This is a genomic window from Methylobacterium persicinum, from assembly GCF_022179525.1.
Lineage (GTDB): Bacteria > Pseudomonadota > Alphaproteobacteria > Rhizobiales > Beijerinckiaceae > Methylobacterium > Methylobacterium persicinum.
This window is the reverse complement of sequence record NZ_BPQX01000014.1, coordinates 96,446-115,514: the sequence shown is the minus strand read 5'-3', so window position 1 is coordinate 115,514 and position 19,069 is coordinate 96,446. Positions and strand designations below refer to the sequence as shown.

At 69.1% G+C, this 19,069-nt stretch carries 18 protein-coding genes; 11 read left to right on the top strand and 7 right to left on the bottom strand.

What is annotated here, in order from left to right; genetic code table 11:
• Positions 1 to 50: 50 nt before the first annotated feature.
• The 5 genes from ptsP (at position 51) to MFF22_RS05140 (ending at position 7,047) form a co-directional block, all read left to right on the top strand.
• Positions 51 to 2,309, top strand: coding sequence for a phosphoenolpyruvate--protein phosphotransferase (gene ptsP, locus MFF22_RS05160; RefSeq protein WP_238247888.1), 2,259 nt, complete (start codon positions 51 to 53; stop codon positions 2,307 to 2,309).
• Between the two features lie 189 nt (positions 2,310 to 2,498).
• Positions 2,499 to 3,584: a peptide chain release factor 1 gene (gene prfA, locus MFF22_RS05155; protein WP_238247887.1), complete on the top strand. Its 1,086-nt coding sequence runs from the start codon at positions 2,499 to 2,501 to the stop codon at positions 3,582 to 3,584.
• Positions 3,581 to 4,456 (top strand): peptide chain release factor N(5)-glutamine methyltransferase, encoded by an 876-nt coding sequence (prmC, locus tag MFF22_RS05150; RefSeq protein WP_238247886.1) that lies wholly within the window; start codon positions 3,581 to 3,583, stop codon positions 4,454 to 4,456. Before prfA ends, prmC begins: the two co-directional genes overlap by 4 nt.
• Before the next feature lie 468 nt (positions 4,457 to 4,924).
• On the top strand, positions 4,925 to 6,043 hold the full coding sequence (locus MFF22_RS05145) for a DUF4167 domain-containing protein (RefSeq protein ID WP_238248027.1): 1,119 nt from the start codon (positions 4,925 to 4,927) through the stop codon (positions 6,041 to 6,043).
• A 113-nt stretch (positions 6,044 to 6,156) separates the two neighbouring features.
• Positions 6,157 to 7,047 (top strand): cell envelope integrity EipB family protein, encoded by an 891-nt coding sequence (locus MFF22_RS05140; RefSeq protein ID WP_238247885.1) that lies wholly within the window; start codon positions 6,157 to 6,159, stop codon positions 7,045 to 7,047.
• Positions 7,048 to 7,081: 34 nt separating this feature from the next.
• On the opposite strand, the gene MFF22_RS05135 is transcribed toward MFF22_RS05140, so the two are convergent.
• Positions 7,082 to 7,384, bottom strand: a complete 303-nt coding sequence (locus MFF22_RS05135; RefSeq protein WP_238247884.1) for a DUF3572 domain-containing protein — start codon at positions 7,382 to 7,384, stop codon at positions 7,082 to 7,084.
• Between the two features lie 73 nt (positions 7,385 to 7,457).
• Here MFF22_RS05135 and MFF22_RS05130 point away from each other — a divergent pair, with 73 nt between their 5' ends.
• The 4 genes from MFF22_RS05130 to MFF22_RS05115 all read left to right on the top strand — a co-directional run bounded on the left by MFF22_RS05130 (position 7,458) and on the right by MFF22_RS05115 (position 11,141).
• Positions 7,458 to 7,829: a response regulator gene (locus MFF22_RS05130; RefSeq protein ID WP_238247883.1), complete on the top strand. Its 372-nt coding sequence runs from the start codon at positions 7,458 to 7,460 to the stop codon at positions 7,827 to 7,829.
• Positions 7,830 to 7,911: 82 nt separating this feature from the next.
• The gene (locus MFF22_RS05125; RefSeq protein ID WP_238247881.1) at positions 7,912 to 9,285 is read left to right on the top strand and encodes a PleD family two-component system response regulator; all 1,374 of its coding nucleotides are present in this window, start codon (positions 7,912 to 7,914) and stop codon (positions 9,283 to 9,285) included.
• A 165-nt stretch (positions 9,286 to 9,450) separates the two neighbouring features.
• Positions 9,451 to 10,413, top strand: coding sequence for an acetyl-CoA carboxylase carboxyltransferase subunit alpha (locus MFF22_RS05120; protein ID WP_238247879.1), 963 nt, complete (start codon positions 9,451 to 9,453; stop codon positions 10,411 to 10,413).
• Complete coding sequence (locus MFF22_RS05115) at positions 10,410 to 11,141, top strand: DUF1796 family putative cysteine peptidase (RefSeq protein ID WP_238247878.1); 732 nt, start codon at positions 10,410 to 10,412, stop codon at positions 11,139 to 11,141. Before MFF22_RS05120 ends, MFF22_RS05115 begins: the two co-directional genes overlap by 4 nt.
• Before the next feature lie 10 nt (positions 11,142 to 11,151).
• On the opposite strand, the gene MFF22_RS05110 is transcribed toward MFF22_RS05115, so the two are convergent.
• The gene (locus MFF22_RS05110) at positions 11,152 to 12,063 is read right to left on the bottom strand and encodes a LysR family transcriptional regulator (protein ID WP_238247876.1); all 912 of its coding nucleotides are present in this window, start codon (positions 12,061 to 12,063) and stop codon (positions 11,152 to 11,154) included.
• Between the two features lie 98 nt (positions 12,064 to 12,161).
• Here MFF22_RS05110 and MFF22_RS05105 point away from each other — a divergent pair, with 98 nt between their 5' ends.
• Together MFF22_RS05105 and MFF22_RS05100 are read left to right on the top strand one after the other, a co-directional pair.
• The gene (locus MFF22_RS05105; protein ID WP_238247875.1) at positions 12,162 to 13,328 is read left to right on the top strand and encodes an MFS transporter; all 1,167 of its coding nucleotides are present in this window, start codon (positions 12,162 to 12,164) and stop codon (positions 13,326 to 13,328) included.
• 161 nt (positions 13,329 to 13,489) lie between these two features.
• A complete protein-coding gene (locus tag MFF22_RS05100) occupies positions 13,490 to 15,019 on the top strand; it encodes a L,D-transpeptidase family protein (RefSeq protein ID WP_238247874.1) in 1,530 nt (509 codons plus the stop codon).
• A 34-nt stretch (positions 15,020 to 15,053) separates the two neighbouring features.
• Here MFF22_RS05100 and MFF22_RS05095 read toward each other — a convergent pair whose 3' ends face one another.
• The 5 genes from MFF22_RS05095 to MFF22_RS05075 form a co-directional block, all read right to left on the bottom strand.
• Positions 15,054 to 15,227, bottom strand: coding sequence for a YqaE/Pmp3 family membrane protein (locus tag MFF22_RS05095; RefSeq protein ID WP_238247873.1), 174 nt, complete (start codon positions 15,225 to 15,227; stop codon positions 15,054 to 15,056).
• A gap of 82 nt (positions 15,228 to 15,309) precedes the next feature.
• Positions 15,310 to 16,887: a cytochrome c gene (locus MFF22_RS05090; RefSeq protein ID WP_238247872.1), complete on the bottom strand. Its 1,578-nt coding sequence runs from the start codon at positions 16,885 to 16,887 to the stop codon at positions 15,310 to 15,312.
• 90 nt (positions 16,888 to 16,977) lie between these two features.
• The gene (locus tag MFF22_RS05085) at positions 16,978 to 17,286 is read right to left on the bottom strand and encodes a hypothetical protein (RefSeq protein ID WP_238247871.1); all 309 of its coding nucleotides are present in this window, start codon (positions 17,284 to 17,286) and stop codon (positions 16,978 to 16,980) included.
• Positions 17,286 to 17,777 carry a TspO/MBR family protein gene (locus tag MFF22_RS05080; RefSeq protein WP_238247870.1) on the bottom strand — a complete coding sequence of 164 codons (492 nt, stop codon included), beginning with the start codon at positions 17,775 to 17,777 and terminating at the stop codon, positions 17,286 to 17,288. Before MFF22_RS05080 ends, MFF22_RS05085 begins: the two co-directional genes overlap by 1 nt.
• Positions 17,774 to 19,066 carry a geranylgeranyl diphosphate reductase gene (locus tag MFF22_RS05075; protein WP_238247869.1) on the bottom strand — a complete coding sequence of 431 codons (1,293 nt, stop codon included), beginning with the start codon at positions 19,064 to 19,066 and terminating at the stop codon, positions 17,774 to 17,776. Before MFF22_RS05075 ends, MFF22_RS05080 begins: the two co-directional genes overlap by 4 nt.
• Positions 19,067 to 19,069 lie beyond the last annotated feature (3 nt).

Sequence of the window (19,069 nt, the reverse complement as noted above, 5' to 3'; positions counted from 1 at the left end):
TGCAGGGGGCCGACGCCACGGCCGCCCGCCGACGCTGGAACGACGATACGATGCCCGCTGCGCTCGGAGGCCCGCGCCTTCTGCTGCGCCGCCTCCGCGAAGCCATGGCGGAGCCGGTGAGTCCGCAGGCGCGTCTCGACCGGATCGTCGTCCTGATCGCCGCCAACGTCGTGGCGGAGGTCTGCTCGGTCTATGTGCTGCGCGACGACAACATCCTCGAACTCTTCGCCACCGAGGGCCTGAACCGCGAGGCGGTGCATCTCACCCGGTTGCGCGCCGACGAGGGCCTCGTCGGCCTGATCGCCTCGACGGCCGAGCCCCTGGCCCTGTCGGACGCGCAGAAGCACCCGGCCTTCTCTTACCGCCCGGAGACGGGCGAGGAAGTCTATCACGCCTTCCTCGGCGTCCCCCTCCTGCGCGCCGGCCATACCCTCGGCGTGCTCACGGTCCAGAACAAGACCTACCGGGTCTATTCCGAGGAGGAGATCGAGGCGCTCCAGACCACCGCGATGGTGCTCTCGGAGATGATCGCCTCCGGGGAGCTCGACGGCCTCGGCTCGCAGGCGGGCGTCCCCCGCCAGGCACTCATGGCCCGGGGGCTGGCCCTCTCGGACGGGATCGGGCTCGGCCACGTGGTGCTGCACGAGCCGCGCCTCGTGGTGAAGACCCTCATCGCCGAGAACGTCGACCGCGAGGTCGAGCGGCTGGATGCGGCGATCGGGAGCGTGCGCTCGGCCATCGATGCCCTGGTCGAGCGGGGGGACCGCATCGGCACCGCCGAATCCCGGGAGGTGCTGGAAACGGTGCGGATGTTCGCCCACGACCAGGGCTGGCTGCGCCGGATGCGCGAGGCCGTCGCCTCGGGCCTCACCGCGGAAGCCGCCGTGGAGCGGGTGCAGTCGGACAACCGGGCGCGGATGCTGCGGCAGTCCGACCCCTATCTCCGCGAGCGCCTGCACGACCTCGACGACCTCGCCAACCGCCTGCTGCGGGCGTTGATCGGCCCCGGCGCGGCAGGGCACGCGCCCCTTCCCGAGAACGCGATCCTCGTGGCGCGCACCATGGGGCCGGCGGCGCTCCTCGACTACGACGCGGGGACCCTCCGGGGCATCGTGCTGGAGGAGGGGGGGCCGACGAGTCACGTGGCCATCGTCGCCCGGGCGCTGGGCATCCCCGCCGTGGGCGAGGTCGAGAACGCCACAGCGCTCTGCGAGTCCGGCGATGCGATCATCGTCGACGGCGTCGCGGGCGAGGTCCATATCCGGCCGGGGCCGGAGATCGAATCGTCCTACGCCGAGATGGTCCGCCTGCGGGCGAGGCGGCAGGAGCAGTACCGGGCCCTCCGCGACGTTCCGGCGATCACCCGCGACGGGGTGAAGATCGGCCTGAACCTCAATGCCGGCCTGCTGATCGACTTCTCCCACCTGGACGAGACGGGGGCGGAGGGGGTCGGTCTGTTCCGCACCGAGCTTCAGTTCATGGTGGCGCAGCGCATGCCCTCGGCGGCCGAGCAGCAGGCGCTCTACCGGCAGGCCTTCGCCGCCTCGGGGGGGCGGCCCGTCACGGTGCGCACCCTCGATATCGGGGGCGACAAGATCCTGCCCTACATGGCCAAGCTCGAGGAGGAGAACCCGGCGCTCGGCTGGCGGGCGATCCGCATCGGCCTCGACCGGCCGGCCCTGCTGCGGATGCAGCTCCGGGCCCTCCTCAAGGCCGCCGAGGGGCGGCCGTTGAAGATCATGTTCCCGATGGTGGCCACGGTCCACGAATTCATCGAGGCCCGGAAGATCGTGGACCGGGAGAAGGCCCACCTTGCCCGCCACGGCTACAGGCTGCCGCAGCCCTGCGAGCTGGGGGCGATGGTCGAGGTGCCCTCGCTCCTGTTTCAGATCGACGAGATCGCCAAGGAGGCCGATTTCCTGTCGGTCGGTTCCAACGACCTGATGCAGTTCCTGTTCGCCGTGGACCGGGAGAACCGGAGGGTCGCCGACCGGTTCGATCCCCTCTCGGTGGCGGCCCTGCGGGCCTTCCGCCTGATAGCCGACCGGGCGAAGGCGGCGAACTGCCCCGTGACCGTCTGCGGCGAGATCGGCGGACGCCCCCTCGACGCGATGGCGCTCATCGGCCTCGGGTTCCGCAACCTGTCGATGTCGCCCGCGGCCCTCGGCCCCCTGAAGGCGATGGTGCTGAGCCTCGACGCGGGGGAGGTCGCCCGGCTGATCGAGGCCGAGATGACGACCATGCACGACGGGCAGACCCTTCGCCCGCTGCTCACGTCGTACGCCCACGACAACGGCGTGCCGATCTAGCCGAGCCGCTCCCGCCGGTACCCGCGCCAAGACGGGAGGGTTGGAGAGCCCGTCCGCCCTCCGCGAGGATCTCCCTGGCGGGCGAGGGGCACGTTGCGCCCCCTGCCACCTTGCGAAACCTTCCGCCGGGGTTGTACCCCCTCCCCGAACCGGGGCGCGAACCCGACGTCCCCACAGAACAACCGGGCAATGATACCTTTCCCCCCCGACCGTCTCGACGCGATCCTCGTCCGGCACGACCTCGTCACGGCGCAGCTCGCCTCCGGCGAGGGCGAAGCGGAGACCGTCGTCCAGCTCTCCCGCGAACTGTCCGACCTCGACCCCGTCGTGGCGGCGATCCGCGCCTACCGGGCGGCCATGGACAATCTGAACGGCATCGAGGCCCTCATCGACGAGGCGGGGACCGACCCGGAGATGCGGGCGCTGGCCGCCGAGGAGAAGCCCGAGGCGGAGGCGGGGCTGGAGGCGGCCCACCGGGCGCTGCAGCTGATGCTGCTCCCCAAGGATGCGGCCGACGAGAAGAGCGCCATCCTGGAGGTCCGCGCCGGGACGGGCGGCGACGAGGCGGCCCTGTTCGCGGGCGACCTGTTCCGCATGTACGCCAAGTACGCGGAGTCCAAGGGCTGGCGCGTGGAGGTGCTTTCGGAAAGCGAGGGCACCGTCGGCGGATACCGGGAGATCGTCGCCGAGGTGAAGGGCAGGGGCGTCTTCGCCCGGCTGAAGTTCGAGAGCGGCGCGCATCGGGTGCAGCGGGTGCCCGACACCGAGACGCAGGGGCGCATCCACACCTCCGCCGCCACGGTCGCGGTGCTGCCGGAGGCGGAGGATGTCGACATCGTCGTGAACGAGGCCGACCTGAAGATCGATACGATGCGCGCCCAGGGCGCGGGCGGCCAGCACGTCAACAAGACGGAATCGGCGATCCGCATCACCCATATGCCGACGGGGATCGTCGTCTTCGTCCAGGAAGAACGCTCGCAGCACAAGAACCGCGCCCGGGCCATGTCCCTCCTGCGCGCCCGCCTCTACGACGCCGAGCGCAGCGCGAAGGATTCCGCCCGGGCCGCCGACCGCAAGGCGCAGGTTGGCTCCGGCGACCGTTCGGAGCGCATCCGCACCTACAACTTCCCCCAGGGGCGGGTGACGGACCACCGTATCAACCTCACCCTGTACAAGCTCGAAGAGGTCATGGCGGGCACGGCCCTCGACGAGGTGGTGGACGCGCTGATCGCCGAGCATCAGGCGGAACTCCTCGCCGCGGAAGGGATGGCATGAACGGCGGGGGCGGCCTCGACGCCCTCACAGGCCGCCGGGCTGCCCTGCGCCTCGCCGCCGCCCACCTCGCCGCGGCGGGCATCCCCGATGCGGAAAGGGAGGCCCGCTTCCTGGTCATGGGACTCCTCGGCCTCGAACCCCGCGACCTCGCCCTCGATGGCGACCGCCCTGTGGGGGAGGCGGCCCCGCTCGTACGCGCCGCCCTCGACCGGCGGGCGATGGGGGAGCCCGTGGCGCGCATCCTTGGCGCGTGGGAGTTCTGGGGACTGCCCTTCGTGCTGGTGCCGGAGACGCTGGTCCCCCGGCCCGACACCGAGACGGTGGTGGAGGCGGCCCTCGCTGCGCTGCCCGACAGGACGGCGCCCCTGCGGATCCTCGATCTCGGCACCGGCTCCGGCTGCATCCTCGTCGCCCTGCTGAGCGAGCTGCCCCGGGCGGTTGGGATCGGTCTCGACCGGTCGGAGCCCGCCCTCCGGGCCGCCCGCACCAACGCCATCGCCAACGGAACCGGCGGCCGGGCGCTCGTCGCCTGCGGTAACTGGTGCGACCCCCTTCGTGGCCCCTTCGACCTCGTGGTCTCCAACCCGCCCTATATCGCCGCCGGGGACATCCCCGGCCTGGACCGGGAAGTGGCACAGCACGATCCCCGGGCGGCCCTCGACGGCGGGGCGGACGGTCTCGACGCCTATCGGCAGATCCTCGGGAGCCTCGGACGCGGAAGACTACTGAAGCCGGGCGCCCCGGCGGTGGTGGAGATCGGCTACGACCAGGCGGAGGCCGTGCGGACCATCGGGATCGCGGCGGGCCTGCGCGTCGCCAAACTGTCGCGCGACCTCCCAGGGCACGACCGCGCCCTGACTTTCACGCATTGAATTCCACGGCTACGACGACCACGTCGTGTCTTCGCCCGCAATTCCCGAACGAAACGAAGCGTGTGATCCGAAAAAGCTTGTTGCAGCCGGCCGGAGGCGATAGAGTCGGCTTGAAGATCGCGAACGTTTCGTTAAGACGAGCCGCGATAGGGTCGGTGGAGACCACGGCCGCCACGTAGTTCGCCGCCCCCCTCAATTCCGGAGCTGGTTGTACGCGAGGCTCGCGACCCGGTCCGGTACCGCTCGAACCTGACAACCGGCTGTATTCCGCGCCGATCCATCGGCCTGCGATGCGAACGGCAGATCAGACGGCCGGTGAGGTTCGTGCAGGGAATTGCACGGCTGCTTTCGGGCAGCACGCGTCGGTGCGACGCGCCGGAGGCATGCGCGATCCCGGATGTGCCTTTGATTTGTCTGGCGTGAACTGAGGGTCACTGAAGACCGATGAGACCGAACCAGAATCGACGGATGCGCGGGCGCAACCGCCCCAAGGGTCCCAATCCGCTGACGCGCTCGTACGAATCGAACGGCCCCGACGTCAAGATCCGAGGCACCGCTCAGCATATCGCCGACAAGTATGCCCAGCTTGCGCGGGACGCGCTGGCGGCTGGCGACCCCGTCGCGGCTGAGAACTACTTCCAGCACGGCGAGCATTACTTCCGCATCATCTCCGGTGTCCAGGAGCAGACCCGCCCTGTGGCCGGCGGCTACGCGGCCCGCGCCTTCGATGACGAGATGGACGAGGGCGACGAGGAGGGGCAGGGCCAGGGCGGCCAGCCGAACGGCAGCGGCTACAACGGCCAGGGCTATAATGGCCAGGACGATTACGGCGACCCTGGTCATCAGCCCCAGCCCTACGAGGCCCGGCAGGATTCCTATCAGGAGGGTCGGCAGAACCGCGATCGCTTCCAGAACCGCGACCAGCGCCGTTACGACGGGCAAGCCCGTCAGGAGAACGGCCGCCAGGATTACGGTCGCGACAGGCAGCGCCAGGACAATGGCCGTCAGGACAACGGGCGCCAAGAGAACGGGCGTCACGACGGCAACCGGCAGGATTACGGACGCCAGGATTATCGCGGCCAGGAAAACGGGCGGCAAGACAACGGGCGGCAAGACAACGGCCGCCAGGATCAGCCGCGTCAGGACTATCAGCGGGCCGAGAGCCCGCGCAACGATAGGCAGGACTACCGCCAGGATCGCCCTGAGCGTCAGGACCGCCAGGAGCGTCAGGACCGCCCCGAGCGTCAGGACCGCCCCGAGCGTCAGGAGCGTCGCGACTATCGCGCCGAGGCGCCCCGCGGGGAGTTCCAGCGCCCCGAGAGCACGCCCCGTCGGGAGCGGCGTCGCGAAGAGCCGGCCGTTGTGGCCGAGGACGCTGCGGCCCTGCCGGCTTTCCTGATGGCGCCGGTGCGTCCGGTCGCCGCCACGACCCCCATCGAACCGGAGCAGCCGGCGGTCGTTGAGACCGCCGCAGAGGAAGCGCCCGCCGCCAAGCCGCGCCGTCGCCGTCGGCCGCGCTTCGAGAGCGCGGCGGCTGAGACGGGCGAGGGCGGCACGCCCTCGACGGACGACACGCCGACCGAGTGACCCCGCATCGTCGCCGCCTCCCTTTGCCCGATGGCGAGGGGAGGGGGCGGACCGGGGATTGTCCTGACCCGCAGGGCTATTTATCTCGCGACGGCTATGAACCCGAGATTTTGATGGCCGCTCTGCGTCGACGCCTCCTTGCCGGAATGCTGCTCCTCGGGGGGCCAGCCTATGCGGCTCCCGCCACGCCGGAGGCGGCCGCCCCGGCCGCGTCGGACCCCGTCATTCTCGCCAATCACCGGGCCGTCTACGACCTGACCCTGGGCGGTAGCTCGGGCACGCGCCCCGTCGAGGCGGCCAGGGGGCGCATCGTGATCGACTTCCGCGGCGATGCCTGCCGGGGTTACACGATGCAGACGCGACAGGTCACGGAGTTGTCCTCTGGAGAGACCGGCACCCGCATTTCAGACCTGCGCAGCACGACGTTCGAGAGTGGCGAAGGGCACGATTTCCGCTTCAAGACCACCACCGTCTCGGACGGGGATCCGTCCGCTCCAGTGGATGGCACGGCGACCGAGGACGGCGATGCGCTGAGCATCAAGCTGAAGGGCAAGGGTAAGCCCATCACCGCCGAGGGCCCGGTGCTGTTTCCGAGCGCCCACATGCGCAAGCTGGTGGAGACGGCGCGGGCGGGCCAAACCACCCTCTCCGCCAAGGTCTATGACGGCTCGGATGACGGCAAAAAGGTCTACGACACCTTTGCCGTGATCGGCCCGGCCGCAACGACGGCCGCCACAGCCGCCAGTGCCGAGGTCGACAAGCCGCTCCAGGCGGGGCCGATCGCGGCCGTGCGCCACTGGCCGGTGAAATTGACCTACTACACGGAGGGCGTGGGGGAGCGCACGCCGATCTATACCCTCGGCTTCGATCTCTACGAGAACGGCGTCAGCGGGCGGATCAAGCTCGACTACGGCGACTTCGCCCTGACCGGGACGATGACCGCCCTCGATCTCGATACGGACAAGCCGGCCGCCAAGGGGGCGGGCAAGGGTTGCACGCCGTGACGGACGCCTGACGCGGACCGCCCCCGACGTTCGCTCACGCCCACTCGTCGTCGGGCCGGGGCGACAGGCGATGCCACGCGGCGACGATGCGCTCCGGCTTCACGTCGAGGGACCGCGCGCATGCCAGGAGCACCGGCTCGTCGCCTGCGACGTGATCGAGCACGCCTGCGAGGAAGACCGGGTCCTTGGAACCGGCACGGACCGCATCCAGATCAAGGCCAGTCGAGGCGAGAAAGGGAAAAAGTCGGTCTTCATCCCCCACGATCCACAGCAGAACATCGAGGGCGAGGCTTTCCGTGGAGTCATCCGCTTGATGCGGTTTGCCATTCGTCAACATGTAACCCTTAAAACCGACGCAATGGGGCTGATGGGTCCTTAATCATGATCGGCTCTGACCGAGGCAAGGAACCATGTCGAAGACGGTGCTCATCGTCGAGGACAACGAACTGAACATGAAGCTGTTCAACGACCTCCTCGAGGCGAACGGCTACGCGACGCTGAAGACCGCCAACGGCATCGAGGCGATCGAGCTGGCGCGCGCCCATCACCCCGACCTCATCCTCATGGACATCCAGTTGCCGGAAGTGTCCGGCTTGGAAGTGACCAAGTGGCTGAAGGAGGACGACGATCTAAAGTCCATTCCGATCATCGCGATCACGGCCTTTGCGATGAAAGGTGATGAAGAGAGGATTCGCGAGGGCGGCTGCGAGGCTTATCTTTCGAAGCCCATCTCCGTTGCGAAGTTTTTAGCAACGGTTCGCGCCTATCTTGAATCCAAGTGACGCGACGCGGGACTAGTCCGGCGGCGCGAGGCCGCGAGCCGCACCGGCGGGTGGGGCCGACGACCGTCCTGAGTGAGGTAGCATGTCGGCCCGCGTCCTCATCGTCGATGACCTGTTCCCGAATGTAAAACTCCTCGAGACGAAGCTCGCCCTCGAATATTTCGACACGCTCGCAGCCCTCAACGGCCCCGATGCCATCGCCATCTGCGAGAAGGGCCTGTGCGACATCGTCCTGCTGGACGTGATGATGCCGGGCATGGACGGGTTCGAGGTCTGCCGCCGGATCAAGAGCAACCCGGTCACGGCCCATATTCCCGTGGTGATGGTCACCGCCCTCGATCAGCCGTCGGACCGGCTGAAGGGCCTCGATACGGGTGCTGACGATTTCCTGACCAAACCCGTCGACGACGTGGCCCTGTTCAGCCGGGTCCGCAGCCTCGTCCGCCTCAAGGCCGTGACCGACGAGTTGCGCCAGCGGGCCCTGGCCTCCCGGGCCTTCGGGATGGGTGATCCGCTCATCACCGCCGCGGCGGAGACCGGCCTCGATGCGCGAATCCTCCTGGTCGAGGACCGGCCGGGATCCGCCGAACGGATGGCGATGGCCCTGCAGCAGCATCACCGGGTCACGGTGGAGGCGGATCCGCACAACGCGATGGTGGTGGCCGCGGAGGGCGATTTCGACCTCGCCCTGGTGAGCCTCGACCTCACCGGGCATGACGGCCTACGCCTGTGCAGCCAATTCCGCTCCCTCGACCGGACCCGGGGCATGCCGCTCATCATGATTGCCGAGGCCCATGACCGGCCCCGGATCACCCGCGGCCTCGATTTCGGCGTTCACGACTATCTGATGCGCCCGATCGACCGAAATGAGTTGCTCGCCCGTGCCCGCACGCAGGTGCGGCGCAAGCGCTTCTCGGACGTGCTGCGCGGGGCGATGCAGGCCTCCCTCCAGATGGCCGTCACCGACGTGCTCACCGGCCTGCACAACCGGCGCTATCTGGAAAGCCACCTCAGCGGCCTGTTCGCGGAGGAAAGCATGCGGCACCGCCCGCTGGCGGCGCTCATCCTCGACATCGACCGCTTCAAGGCGATCAACGACACCTACGGGCACGAGGCAGGCGACGAGGTGCTGCGCGCCTTCGCCGAGCGGGTGCGCCAGCACACGAGGCCCATCGACATCGTCGCCCGCTACGGCGGCGAGGAGATCGTGGTCATCCTCCCCGAGGCCGGGCTGGCCGAGGCCCATACCATCGCCGAGCGTATCCGGGAGCGCATCCAGGACGTTCCGTTTTCCGTGCAGCGCGATTCGCGGCTCCTGTCGGTGACCGTCTCGATCGGCGTCGCCATGCGCTGCGCCGAGGATACCTCGCCGAGCGAGATGCTCCGCCGGGCCGACGAGGGCCTGTACGAAGCCAAGGCCGCGGGCCGGAACCGGGTCGTGGCGCAGGCGGCCTGAGCGGTGAGTCCGGCCTGCGGGGCGGGCCGGTCGGCTGGGATCCCATTCCTCGGGCGGACGCCCTAAAAGGTTGACAGCGCCGGGCTTCTCGCCAACACCTCGCGCCCGCCGCGGCCGGGATCGGAACCGGGCGTACGGCCTGTCACGACTCGATCACGGAACCCCATGGCGGCGACGCGCTCCTATCTCGACTTCGAGAAGCCGGTGGCCGAGCTCGAAGCGAAGCTCGAAGAACTGCGCGCCGTGGGCAGCCAGGACGGCGCCGTGTCCATTGCGGAAGAGGTCGGCCGGCTCGAGGCGAAGGCTCGTCAGGCCCTCGCCGAGATTTATGCCGCCCTGACGCCGTGGCAGAAGACTCAGGTCGCCCGGCACCCGCAGCGTCCGCATTTCATCGATTATTGCGCCGGGCTGATCACCGAGTTCACCCCGCTGGCCGGGGACCGGGCCTTCGGCGAGGACGAGGCCATCGTCGGCGGCTTCGGCCGGTTCCGGGGCCGGCCGGTCTGCGTCCTCGGCCAGGAGAAGGGCGCGACGACGGAGGCGCGGCTCCGGCACAATTTCGGCATGGCCCGCCCGGAGGGCTACCGGAAGGCGGTGCGCTTGATGGAGACCGCCGACCGGTTCGGCCTCCCGGTGATCGCCTTCGTCGATACGGCCGGCGCCTATCCGGGCATCGAGGCGGAGGAGCGCGGCCAGGCCGAGGCCATCGCCCGCTCCACGGAAGCCTGCCTCGGCCTGTCGGTGCCCAACGTCGCCGTGGTGATTGGGGAGGGGGGCTCCGGCGGGGCCATCGCACTCGCCACCGCCAACCGGGTCCTGATGCTGGAGCATGCGATCTACGGCGTGATCTCGCCGGAGGGTGCGGCCTCGATCCTCTGGCGTGACGGCGGCCGGGCCCACGAGGCCGCCACCGCCATGAAGATCACCGCCCAGGATCTCTTGAGGCTCGGCGTCATCGACGGCATCGTGCCGGAGGCCGTCGGCGGCGCGCATCGGGACCGGGATGGGGCGATCCAGGCGACGGGGCAGGCCATCGCCGAGTCCCTGGCCATGTTCGATGGTCTGGAGCCGTACGTGATCCGCGATCGCCGGGCGGAGAAGTTCCTCGAGATCGGCAGGCGCCTGTGACGGGGGCGGCCGGGCTGCGCGGGACGCTCCATCGTCTCGGCCGCCGCCTGGTCCGTCGCGACCGGCGGGAGCCGGGACCGGCCAACACGATCTCTCTCGGCTGCAACTGCCAGATGGCGCATGTCCTCAAGACCCTCGACCTGAGGACGTGGTCCGGGCCGTTCGACTGGATCTTCACCCTCCCCGGCATGGTCCGAGATTGTCTTGCCGATGACTTCGCCGCGCTCACGGACCGCCGCGAACTGGAGAGCATCCCGCAACAGGAGCGGCGGGCCCCCGACATCTGGAAAGGCCGCCACCGGCTCTACCGGGAGCGGCACGGTCTGGAATGCGTGTTCAACCACCACGACCCGGCCAGTGACCCCGACGACTACTCCTTCCTCACCGAAGGCGTCCGCCGCCTGCGCACGGCCCTCGATACGCCGGGAACACGCAATCGCCTGTGGATGATGAGCCATCTCCACACCCCCCGCGCGGTGGTGGAGGAGATCGATGCCCTGCTCGGCCAACGGGCGAGCCTGAATCACCTGACCTTCGTGCAACTGGTGACCGGCCGCGAGAGGGTCGCCATCGCCGAGGCCCCCGACCTCTCTCCGAGCCTGCGCTGGCTCACCGTCCACAGCCCGTCCGAGCCCGTGGGGTTGCGCCTCGCCGACCCTGCCGACGACGCGGCGCTCGTCGCGATCATTCGCGACGAAGCGGAACACCGGCCAGCGCTGTTGGCGTGAGGGCGAGCCGTCACGGCACCGCGTCCCCGCGCAGGGCCTCAACGAGGAAGTCCACCATCGCCCGCACCCGGGCCGGCATGGCGGGGCCGCCGACGAACACGGCGTGAATCGCCTCGCGATCCTGCGGGTTGAACGGCTCCAGCAGCGGGACGAGGCGGCCGGCAGCTAGGTCTTCGGCGATATGGAAGTTGCCGACCCGGGTGATGCCGACGCCGCGCAGGGCGAGCTGCACCAGCGTCTCGCCGTTGTTGGCGGCGACATTCCCGTTCACCGGCAGGATGAAATCCCGTCCGTCCTCGCGGAACGGCCAGCCGGGCTCGCTGCGGCGGAAACTGAAATCGAGGCAGTTGTGGGCCGCGAGGTCGGAGGGCCGGCACGGCGTGCCCATCCGTTCGAGATAGGCCGGCGCCGCCACCACCGTCCGCCCGGTCTCGCCGAGACGGCGGGCGGTGAGGGGACTATCGGCCAGCGGCCCGAAGCGGATCGCCACATCGGCCCGGCCGCCGAGCACGTCCGCGAGTTCGTCGCTCAGGTCGATCTCGGCGACGATGCGGGGGTGTCGCGTCACGAACTCGGCGAGCAGCGGCACGATCACTAGCCGGCCGTGGGCGGTGGCCGCGCTGATCCGCACACGGCCGCTCGGGCAGCCCCGGTCGGCGAGGGCGCGCTCGGTCTCGTCGAGATCCGCCAGAATGCGCCGCGCAGCCCGCCCATAGGTCTCGCCCTCCGCCGTAGCCCGCAGGGTGCGGGTGGTCCGCACCAGCAGACTTACGCCGAGCCGCGCCTCGATCCGCGCGACGATCCGGCTGACCGCAGAGGGAGTCAGGCCGAGCTTGCGGGCCGCATCAGAGAGGCTGGCCGCCTCCACGACGGCGACGAAGACGGCCATCTCGCCCGTCCGCCCGATCCGGTCCTGCACCATTCGTGACACACCCGCACAAATCCTGATCCGCAAACGGGACTACATTCTCTACGACGAGTCGGCCATGTGCTCCGGCGGAACGAGCGGAGACAACAACCATGGCGATCAATCCCCCCCTCTTGGCCCTGGCGGTCGGCGCCTTCGGTATCGGGATGACGGAATTCACGCCGATGGGGATGCTGCCGCTCATCAGCGGGGATCTTGGCGTGTCCATTCCCGCCGCGGGTCTGGTCGTCAGCGCCTACGCCATCGGGGTCCTCGTCGGCGCTCCGGTTCTGACGCTTGCCACGGCGCGGGTTCCCCGCCGCCGCCTCCTCGTCGGCCTCATGGGCATCTTCACTCTGGGTAACCTTCTGGCGGCAGTCGCCGACAGCTACGCCATGCTAGTCGCGGCCCGGATCGTCACATCCCTCAATCACGGGGCGTTCTTTGGGGTGGGCTCGGTCGTCGCGGCAAGCCTTGCCCCCCCGGAACGGCGGGCTGCGGCGGTCGCAACCATGTTCTCCGGCCTGACCATCGCCACCATCGGAGGCGTCCCCCTTGCCGCATGGATCGGAGAGGAATTCGGGTGGCGCGCAGCCTTCTGGGGCATCGCGGGGGTCGGCGCGCTCACCATGATCTCCCTGCGCCTGGCCTTGCCGCCCCTGGCGGTCGAAAGCCCAGCGGACATGCGGGCCGAACTGCGGGTGCTTCGGCGATTGCCGGTGCTCGCTGCCCTGGCGCTGACGATGATCGGCTTCAGCTCGATGTTCACGGTCTTCACCTACATCGTCCCGATCCTGAAGGCTGAGACCGGGGCAGGCACGCCCTTCGTCACGACAATGCTGGTGGTGTTCGGAGTCGGCCTCACCATCGGAAACTGGCTCGGCGGACGCTTCGCCGACCGTTCGGTGGACGGGGCGATCTTCGGCGCCCTGATCGCCCAGATCGTCATCCTTGTGCTGTTCATCTGGGGCCTGCGCTGGGAAGGGTCGGCGGCGGCGCTGATCTTTCTGTGGGGCATCGCCAGCTTCGCCATCGGAACGCCGCTCCAGATGCGCGCGATGCAGAAGGCCAAAGAAGCCCCCAACCTCGCCTCGGCGATGAATATCGGGGCGTTCAACCTTGGGAACGCAATCGGCGCGGCGGTTGGCGGCGGCGTCATCGATGCCGGGCTCGGCCTCCCGGCGGTGTCGCTGGCAGGCGCCGTCCTGGCCGGCGCCGGTCTGCTGATGCTGATCGCCCTGCGGCATGTGCGGTCCGTCACACTTGCGCCTGCCGGGTGAGGGAAACCGGTGGACCACCCCGTCAGGCGCTGGCCCGGTGTTGCATCCGGGTCATTGCGGTAACGAATGCGCAAGCTTAACGACGTTACACGGTTGGGGAGTGGCGCCCGAAACAGGCCGATGCCAACGGCCCGGGCGAGAGTTCGAGGACGAGGTTCCCCATGACGGCGCGTCCCGCGACTGCGAGGATGCTGGCGGCCGCTGCCTTGACCGCCCTACTGCTCGGCGCCTGCCAGGATGGCAGCGGGATCAACGGTCCCACGGCCCGGAGCATCGCACCCATCGCACCGCAGACCCTTGCCCTGATGCAGAGCAAGGGCATGCAGCAATCCGACCCGATCCTGATCCGCGCCTACAAGAAGGAAGCGGAGATGGAGGTCTGGAAGAAGGGCGGGGACGGAAAGTACGCCCTGCTGAAGACCTACCCGATCTGCCGCTGGTCGGGCCAGCTCGGACCCAAGACCCGGGAGGGTGACCGGCAGACGCCGGAGGGCTTCTACACGATTACGCCGGGCCTGATGAACCCGAACTCATCGTATTACCTGTCGTTCGACACGGGCTTCCCGAACGCCGTCGACCGGGCCAACGGCCGCTCCGGCCGCTTTCTGATGGTGCATGGCACCTGCTCGTCGGCGGGCTGCTTTGCGATGACAGACGCCTCGATCGCCGAGATCTACGCCATCGCCCGGGAGGCCTTCTCCGGCGGCCAGCGCAGCTTCCAGTTCCAGGCCTACCCGTTTCGGATGACGGCCAGGAACATGGCCAAGTTCCGGAACGACCCGAACGCGCCGTTCTGGCGCAACCTGAAGGAAGGGTCCGATTATTTCGAGGCCCTGCGCGAGGAGCCGAAGGTCGGCGCCTGCGGCACCCGGTACGTGTTCGGCGGAGCGGATGTGGCAGCCGGCTCGTGCAAGCCGAAGCTCGAGCCCCAAGTCGCCGAGAAGCGCGACCGGGATGAGAGCGAGATCGCCGAACTGGTCGCCAAGGGGACCCCGGCGGTGCACGTCGTCTACCAGGACGGTGGCCAGAACCCGGTCTTCCGCCCGCAGAACAACCCGACGGCCTTCGCGAGTCTCGGCGGCACCGAGACGGTCCTGCCTTACGACGCGAAGGAATACGGACGGCACAACCTCGGTGACGTGAGCCGGCCGGAGACTCTGGCCTTCGCCCCGGAGGAGGTCGAGATCGACGCCAAGGGCCACCCGGTGATGCTCGCCGCGGCCCAATCGCCCACCACGACGGCCTCCACGACGCCGAAATCCGCCAAGGCCGGCGAAAAGACCAAGGGGCCGGTGCGCCCGGCGCCGACGACCCTCATGGCCTCGCAGCCGGCGGAAGCACCCGTAGAGGCTGAGAAGCCGGCCCGCATCGCCGTCGCCGATGCGGACGGCGAATCGGACGGGTATCAGAAGCTCCTCGGCAAGCTGTTCTCCAAGGAGAAGTCGACGCCGGTGACACCGGCGACCGATGCCGCGACCGTGGAACCGGTGCGGATTGTGGCTCAGGCCGAGCCTGTGTCGAAGGCCGCGCTCAAGCCGGCACATGCCGGCAAGGACGGGGAGAAGCCGGCGCATGCCGGCAAGGACGTCGGCAAGGAGCATCTGGGTCACGCCGCCGACGCGAAGAAGGCGGAGGCCACCAAGGCTGCGTCAGGCCGTCAGACGGTGGCCAAGGTGGACGCCAAACCCTGACCGGGCGGGGCCTCCGGGGCCCCGCCTCTCCCTGTCAGACGAGCGGCCGATCCCGGTTCATGAGCCAGAGGGCGTGCACCGTGCCGGGCAGCCAACCGAGAATCCACAGCACGATATTCAGCAGGAACTGAATGCCGAACCCCGTCGTGACCAGGACGGCAATCGGCGGGAAGACAATCGCGAGCAGGATTCGGATCAGGCTGGACACGGTAACTCCGCGGGACGTGAGGGGGCTTGCGGCGCTGTAACGACGTGGAGCCGTCCGTGTTCCGCTGCCCCCTCTCGCCCCTTCACTTCGCCGGCATGGTCGCGCTTGGGATGGCGGCCGGCACGTTGGCCGCCTGCTTCTCCGGGTGCTTCACTTGGCTGTAGGCGACGTTGGCGAAGGAGCCGATCACCGCAGGCCAGCTCGGGTTCGCGTATTGCGGATCGTCGTGGGCAGCCTTGCAGAAGGCGGTGGTCAGGCCGTTGACGATGTCGTCGTCGCTGGCCCCCGTCGGCTCGGCCTTGATCTGCGGCACCACACGGACCAGCGTCGGTACGAAATCCTGCTGCTTCAGTCCTGTCAGGCTGTCCTGGATACCGACCTTCTCGAAGGCGGCCTTCAGCTTGTCCTGCTCGATCTCGGCGCAGGGGGCAGTGCCGGCGAGCATCGTCTTCGTCGCCGCACGGGCGTCGGACGCCTTCTCGCCGGTGACGACCGGCGCCTTGTTGCCCCAGGAGTTGCGGACGTAGTCGGTGACGTTCTTCACCTCCACGTCGGTCATCTGCTGGCCGATCGCCACCATCGGCGCGTAGCCGCTCTGGGCGGCGAGGCCGCCATAGATCACCCGCAGCACCGTTTCAGGTCCCTCGGACATCACAGAGGTGTTGCCGGCCAGCGCCGGCACCGCGCCCTCGATGCCCTTGCCGTTGGGCTGATGGCAGGAGGAGCAGTAGGTGAGGTAGGTCGAGGCGCCAGGGGCGTCCTTCGTATCGAAGGCGGCGAGGTCCTTCGCCTTATAGGTCTCCTTGGCGGGCACGGTACGCAGGTAGGCCACCATCGCCTTCAGGTCCTCCTCCTTCACCTTGGAGAGGGATTCCATGATGGTCTGGCGCATCGGCCCCGCCGCGACGCCCGGACGGTCTCCGGGTGCGGTGCCGGTCTTGAGGTAGGTGACCACCTGCTCGTCGGTCCAGGCACCGATGCCCTGGTGGCCGTTGGGCGTAATGTTCGGGGCGTACCAGCCGTCGATGACGCCGCCGCCGAACCGGCCGGCGAGGCTCGAATTGCCGACGAGCTTATTCTCGTTGTGGCACATGGCGCAGTGGCCGAGGCTCTCGACGAGGTAGGCGCCGCGGTTCACCTCGGCGCTGGCGTTGGGGTCCGGCTTGAACCGCTCGTCGGTGAAGAACGCTGTCCGCCACGTCACGAGGGCGGTACGGACGCTGAAGGGGAACGGGATCTGGCTTTCCTGCCGCTTCTCGTTCACCGCCGGGATCGACTGGAGATACGCCCAGATCGCCTTGGTGTCCTCGTCCGTGACCTTCGTGAACCAGCCGAAGGGGAAGGCGGGGTAGAGGTAGCCGACGTGCTTGCTGTAGCCCTGACGGAAGGACTTGTCGAAGTCCTCGTAGGAGTAGTCGCCGAGACCGGTTTCCTTGTCCGGCGTCAGGTTAGGCGTCATGATCACGCCGAAGGGCATGTTCAGGGCGTAGTTTCCGGCCAGATACTTCCCGCCGGGCGCTGTGTGGCAGGCCGCACAATCGCCCATCGTGACGAGGTATTTCCCGCGCTCCACGGGGTCCTGGCTGTCCTGCGCCCAAGCGGGCGCCCCAAGGATCGTTCCGGCGAGCAGGCCGGACGCAAGGACGAGGCTGCGCTGCATGGCCGGCATCTCCCAGAAGCCAGTTTTCACAAGCATTTTAAAACGAATGCCGCGCGTGAACGCAGCGGAATAACTGTTGTTCCTGCTGTGTTATCCATGGCCCTGCGGCCAAGCGTCCCTCGCCGGTGATTCGGCGGCCGCAAAGGACTTCCGCCGCAGGGCGAGATCCACGCAATGGGCTGCGAGGCCGACGAGCATCCAGCCTGCGATCGCCGGCCAGGGCGCTCCCGTGAGGGCGGCCCGAAGGGCGAGCATCAACGCCGCTCCAGCGGCCAGGGTGGCGGCGAAGGGCGCGAACCGGCGCAGGCCCCGGCAGAGGACCACGAGCAGAACCGCCTCCGCCAGCACGCCGCCGAGGACGAAGTCCACGATGCGGCCGGAGGTGAACAAAGCGTCCATCACGCGAAGCTCGCGCGCGGGTTCAACTGGACGATGCGCAGGTTGAGGCAGGCCGCAATGCTGACCCAGGTGAGGTAGGGCAGGTTGAGGAAAGCGGCAGTTGGACCGGATCGCCCCGCCACGAGCATCACCGCGAGGACGGAGACCCAAAGAAGCACCACGTCGGCCAGGGCCCAATCGGGCCGGCGGAAGCGGAAAAACAGCACGCTCCAGGCGATGTTGAGCACCCCGTTCACGGCGAAAACCAGCGCCAGGGCGAGCCGGTCGGCGGGATCGCTCCCCCATGCCACGACCCCGGACGTGGCGGTCAGCACGAAGATGCAGGCCCAGACCGGCCCGAAGGCCCAATCCGGCGGCTTCCAAGCCGGAACGCGCAGGCGGCGGTACCAAGCGTCGGTCCGCGTGGCGACGCCGCCGGCCACGGCGACGAGCACCGCGCAGGTCGCCGCCACCAGGGCCGGGCCCCAATCCGCCGACCATGGGAGGCTCACGGCGAGACCCAGCGGAACAGGTGAGCGAGGTCCTTGAAGAAGATCCGCACATGCGCCGCCGGCTTCGCCCGGACCAGCTCCTTGTTCATGTAGGAGTCCCAGGTCAGCTGCTGCACGTCCTTGTCCCGGCAGATCGAGACGAAGCGCTCCCTGAGGCCGTCGCTGCGATACCAAACCCACTGCATCAGGCCGAGGATCAGGAAGACCCGCCCGTGCAGGCGCATGAACCGGCGGCGGGCGAGGCCGAGCGCCTTCGCATCGCCGCTGGCGAGAAACGCAGTCGCCGCCTCGGCCGCGAGGCGGCCGCCCAGCATGGCGTAGTAGATGCCTTCTCCAGACGCCGGGGCGACGACGCCCGCCGCGTCACCCGCCAGCAGCACGTCCCGGCCGTTGTCCCAGCGCTTGAGCGGCTTGAGGGGGAGGGGTGCTCCCTCCCGGCGCACCGTCTCGGCCTCGGCAAGGCCCGTCGCCTCGCGGAGGGAGCGGATCGAGCTGCGGAGGGAGAAGCCTTTGCGGGCGCTGCCCGTGCCGATGCTCGCGGTCTCGCCGTGGGGGAAGATCCACGAGTAGAAGTCGGGCGAGTGCTTGCCCTGATAAAACACGTCGCAGCGGGTCGGACCGATGGCGGCCTCGCCGGCCTCGCCGGGCCGGGGCACGCGGACGATCTCGTGATAAGCGAAGACCTGCCGCATCTTGTCGTGGCCCGGCACCTCCGCCCGTCCCACGGGGGACGTCGCGCCATCGGCGCCGATCACGAGCTTGGCGCGGACGCTGTGGCGGACGAGGGCGTCGCCCTTGCCGGTGGTGAAGTGGACCAGCGCCGGGCCGCCATCGGGTCTCTCGACCTTGTCGAAGGACGCCTCGCGCAGGTCGGCCCCCGCCGCAGCGGCGCGCTCACGCAACCACGGATCGAAATCCTTCCGGTCGACCATGCCGACGAAGCCCTCGCCGACCGGCATGTCCACTTCCTTGCCGCTCGGCGCGATCATCCGTGCAGCGCGGATGCGGGCGACGAGGAGATGGTCGGGGATCGCGAAGTCGCGAATCAGCCGCGGTGGGATCGCCCCGCCGCAGGGCTTGATCCGCCCCGGCTTGTCGAGGAGCAGGACGGCGTGGCCGGCTCCGGCGAGGTCGGCTGCCGCTGTGGCCCCCGCCGGGCCGCCGCCCACGACCACGACGTCGAAGGTCGCTTCCGTTTTCTCGCCCTGATGGGGGGAAGGCCCCCCGCGCCGCAGGGAGGGAGGGGAGGCGGTGGTGTTCGTGAAGCCGTGCGAATCGGGCTGGGTCATCGC

Bases quoted from the DNA above. Each gene is read 5' to 3' on its own strand.
- prmC (WP_238247886.1), top strand. From the start codon at position 3,581: ATGAACGGCGGGGGCGGCCTCGACGCCCTCACAGGCCGCCGGGCTGCC.
- MFF22_RS05105 (WP_238247875.1), top strand. From the start codon at position 12,162: ATGGCGATCAATCCCCCCCTCTTGGCCCTGGCGGTCGGCGCCTTCGGT.
- ptsP (WP_238247888.1), top strand. From the start codon at position 51: ATGCCCGCTGCGCTCGGAGGCCCGCGCCTTCTGCTGCGCCGCCTCCGC.
- MFF22_RS05130 (WP_238247883.1), top strand. From the start codon at position 7,458: ATGTCGAAGACGGTGCTCATCGTCGAGGACAACGAACTGAACATGAAG.
- MFF22_RS05090 (WP_238247872.1), bottom strand. From the start codon at position 16,887: ATGCAGCGCAGCCTCGTCCTTGCGTCCGGCCTGCTCGCCGGAACGATC.
- MFF22_RS05135 (WP_238247884.1), bottom strand. From the start codon at position 7,384: ATGTTGACGAATGGCAAACCGCATCAAGCGGATGACTCCACGGAAAGC.
- MFF22_RS05125 (WP_238247881.1), top strand. From the start codon at position 7,912: ATGTCGGCCCGCGTCCTCATCGTCGATGACCTGTTCCCGAATGTAAAA.
- prfA (WP_238247887.1), top strand. From the start codon at position 2,499: ATGATACCTTTCCCCCCCGACCGTCTCGACGCGATCCTCGTCCGGCAC.
- MFF22_RS05140 (WP_238247885.1), top strand. From the start codon at position 6,157: ATGGCCGCTCTGCGTCGACGCCTCCTTGCCGGAATGCTGCTCCTCGGG.
- MFF22_RS05110 (WP_238247876.1), bottom strand. From the start codon at position 12,063: ATGGTGCAGGACCGGATCGGGCGGACGGGCGAGATGGCCGTCTTCGTC.
- MFF22_RS05085 (WP_238247871.1), bottom strand. From the start codon at position 17,286: ATGGACGCTTTGTTCACCTCCGGCCGCATCGTGGACTTCGTCCTCGGC.
- MFF22_RS05145 (WP_238248027.1), top strand. From the start codon at position 4,925: ATGCGCGGGCGCAACCGCCCCAAGGGTCCCAATCCGCTGACGCGCTCG.
- MFF22_RS05100 (WP_238247874.1), top strand. From the start codon at position 13,490: ATGACGGCGCGTCCCGCGACTGCGAGGATGCTGGCGGCCGCTGCCTTG.
- MFF22_RS05075 (WP_238247869.1), bottom strand. From the start codon at position 19,066: ATGACCCAGCCCGATTCGCACGGCTTCACGAACACCACCGCCTCCCCT.
- MFF22_RS05120 (WP_238247879.1), top strand. From the start codon at position 9,451: ATGGCGGCGACGCGCTCCTATCTCGACTTCGAGAAGCCGGTGGCCGAG.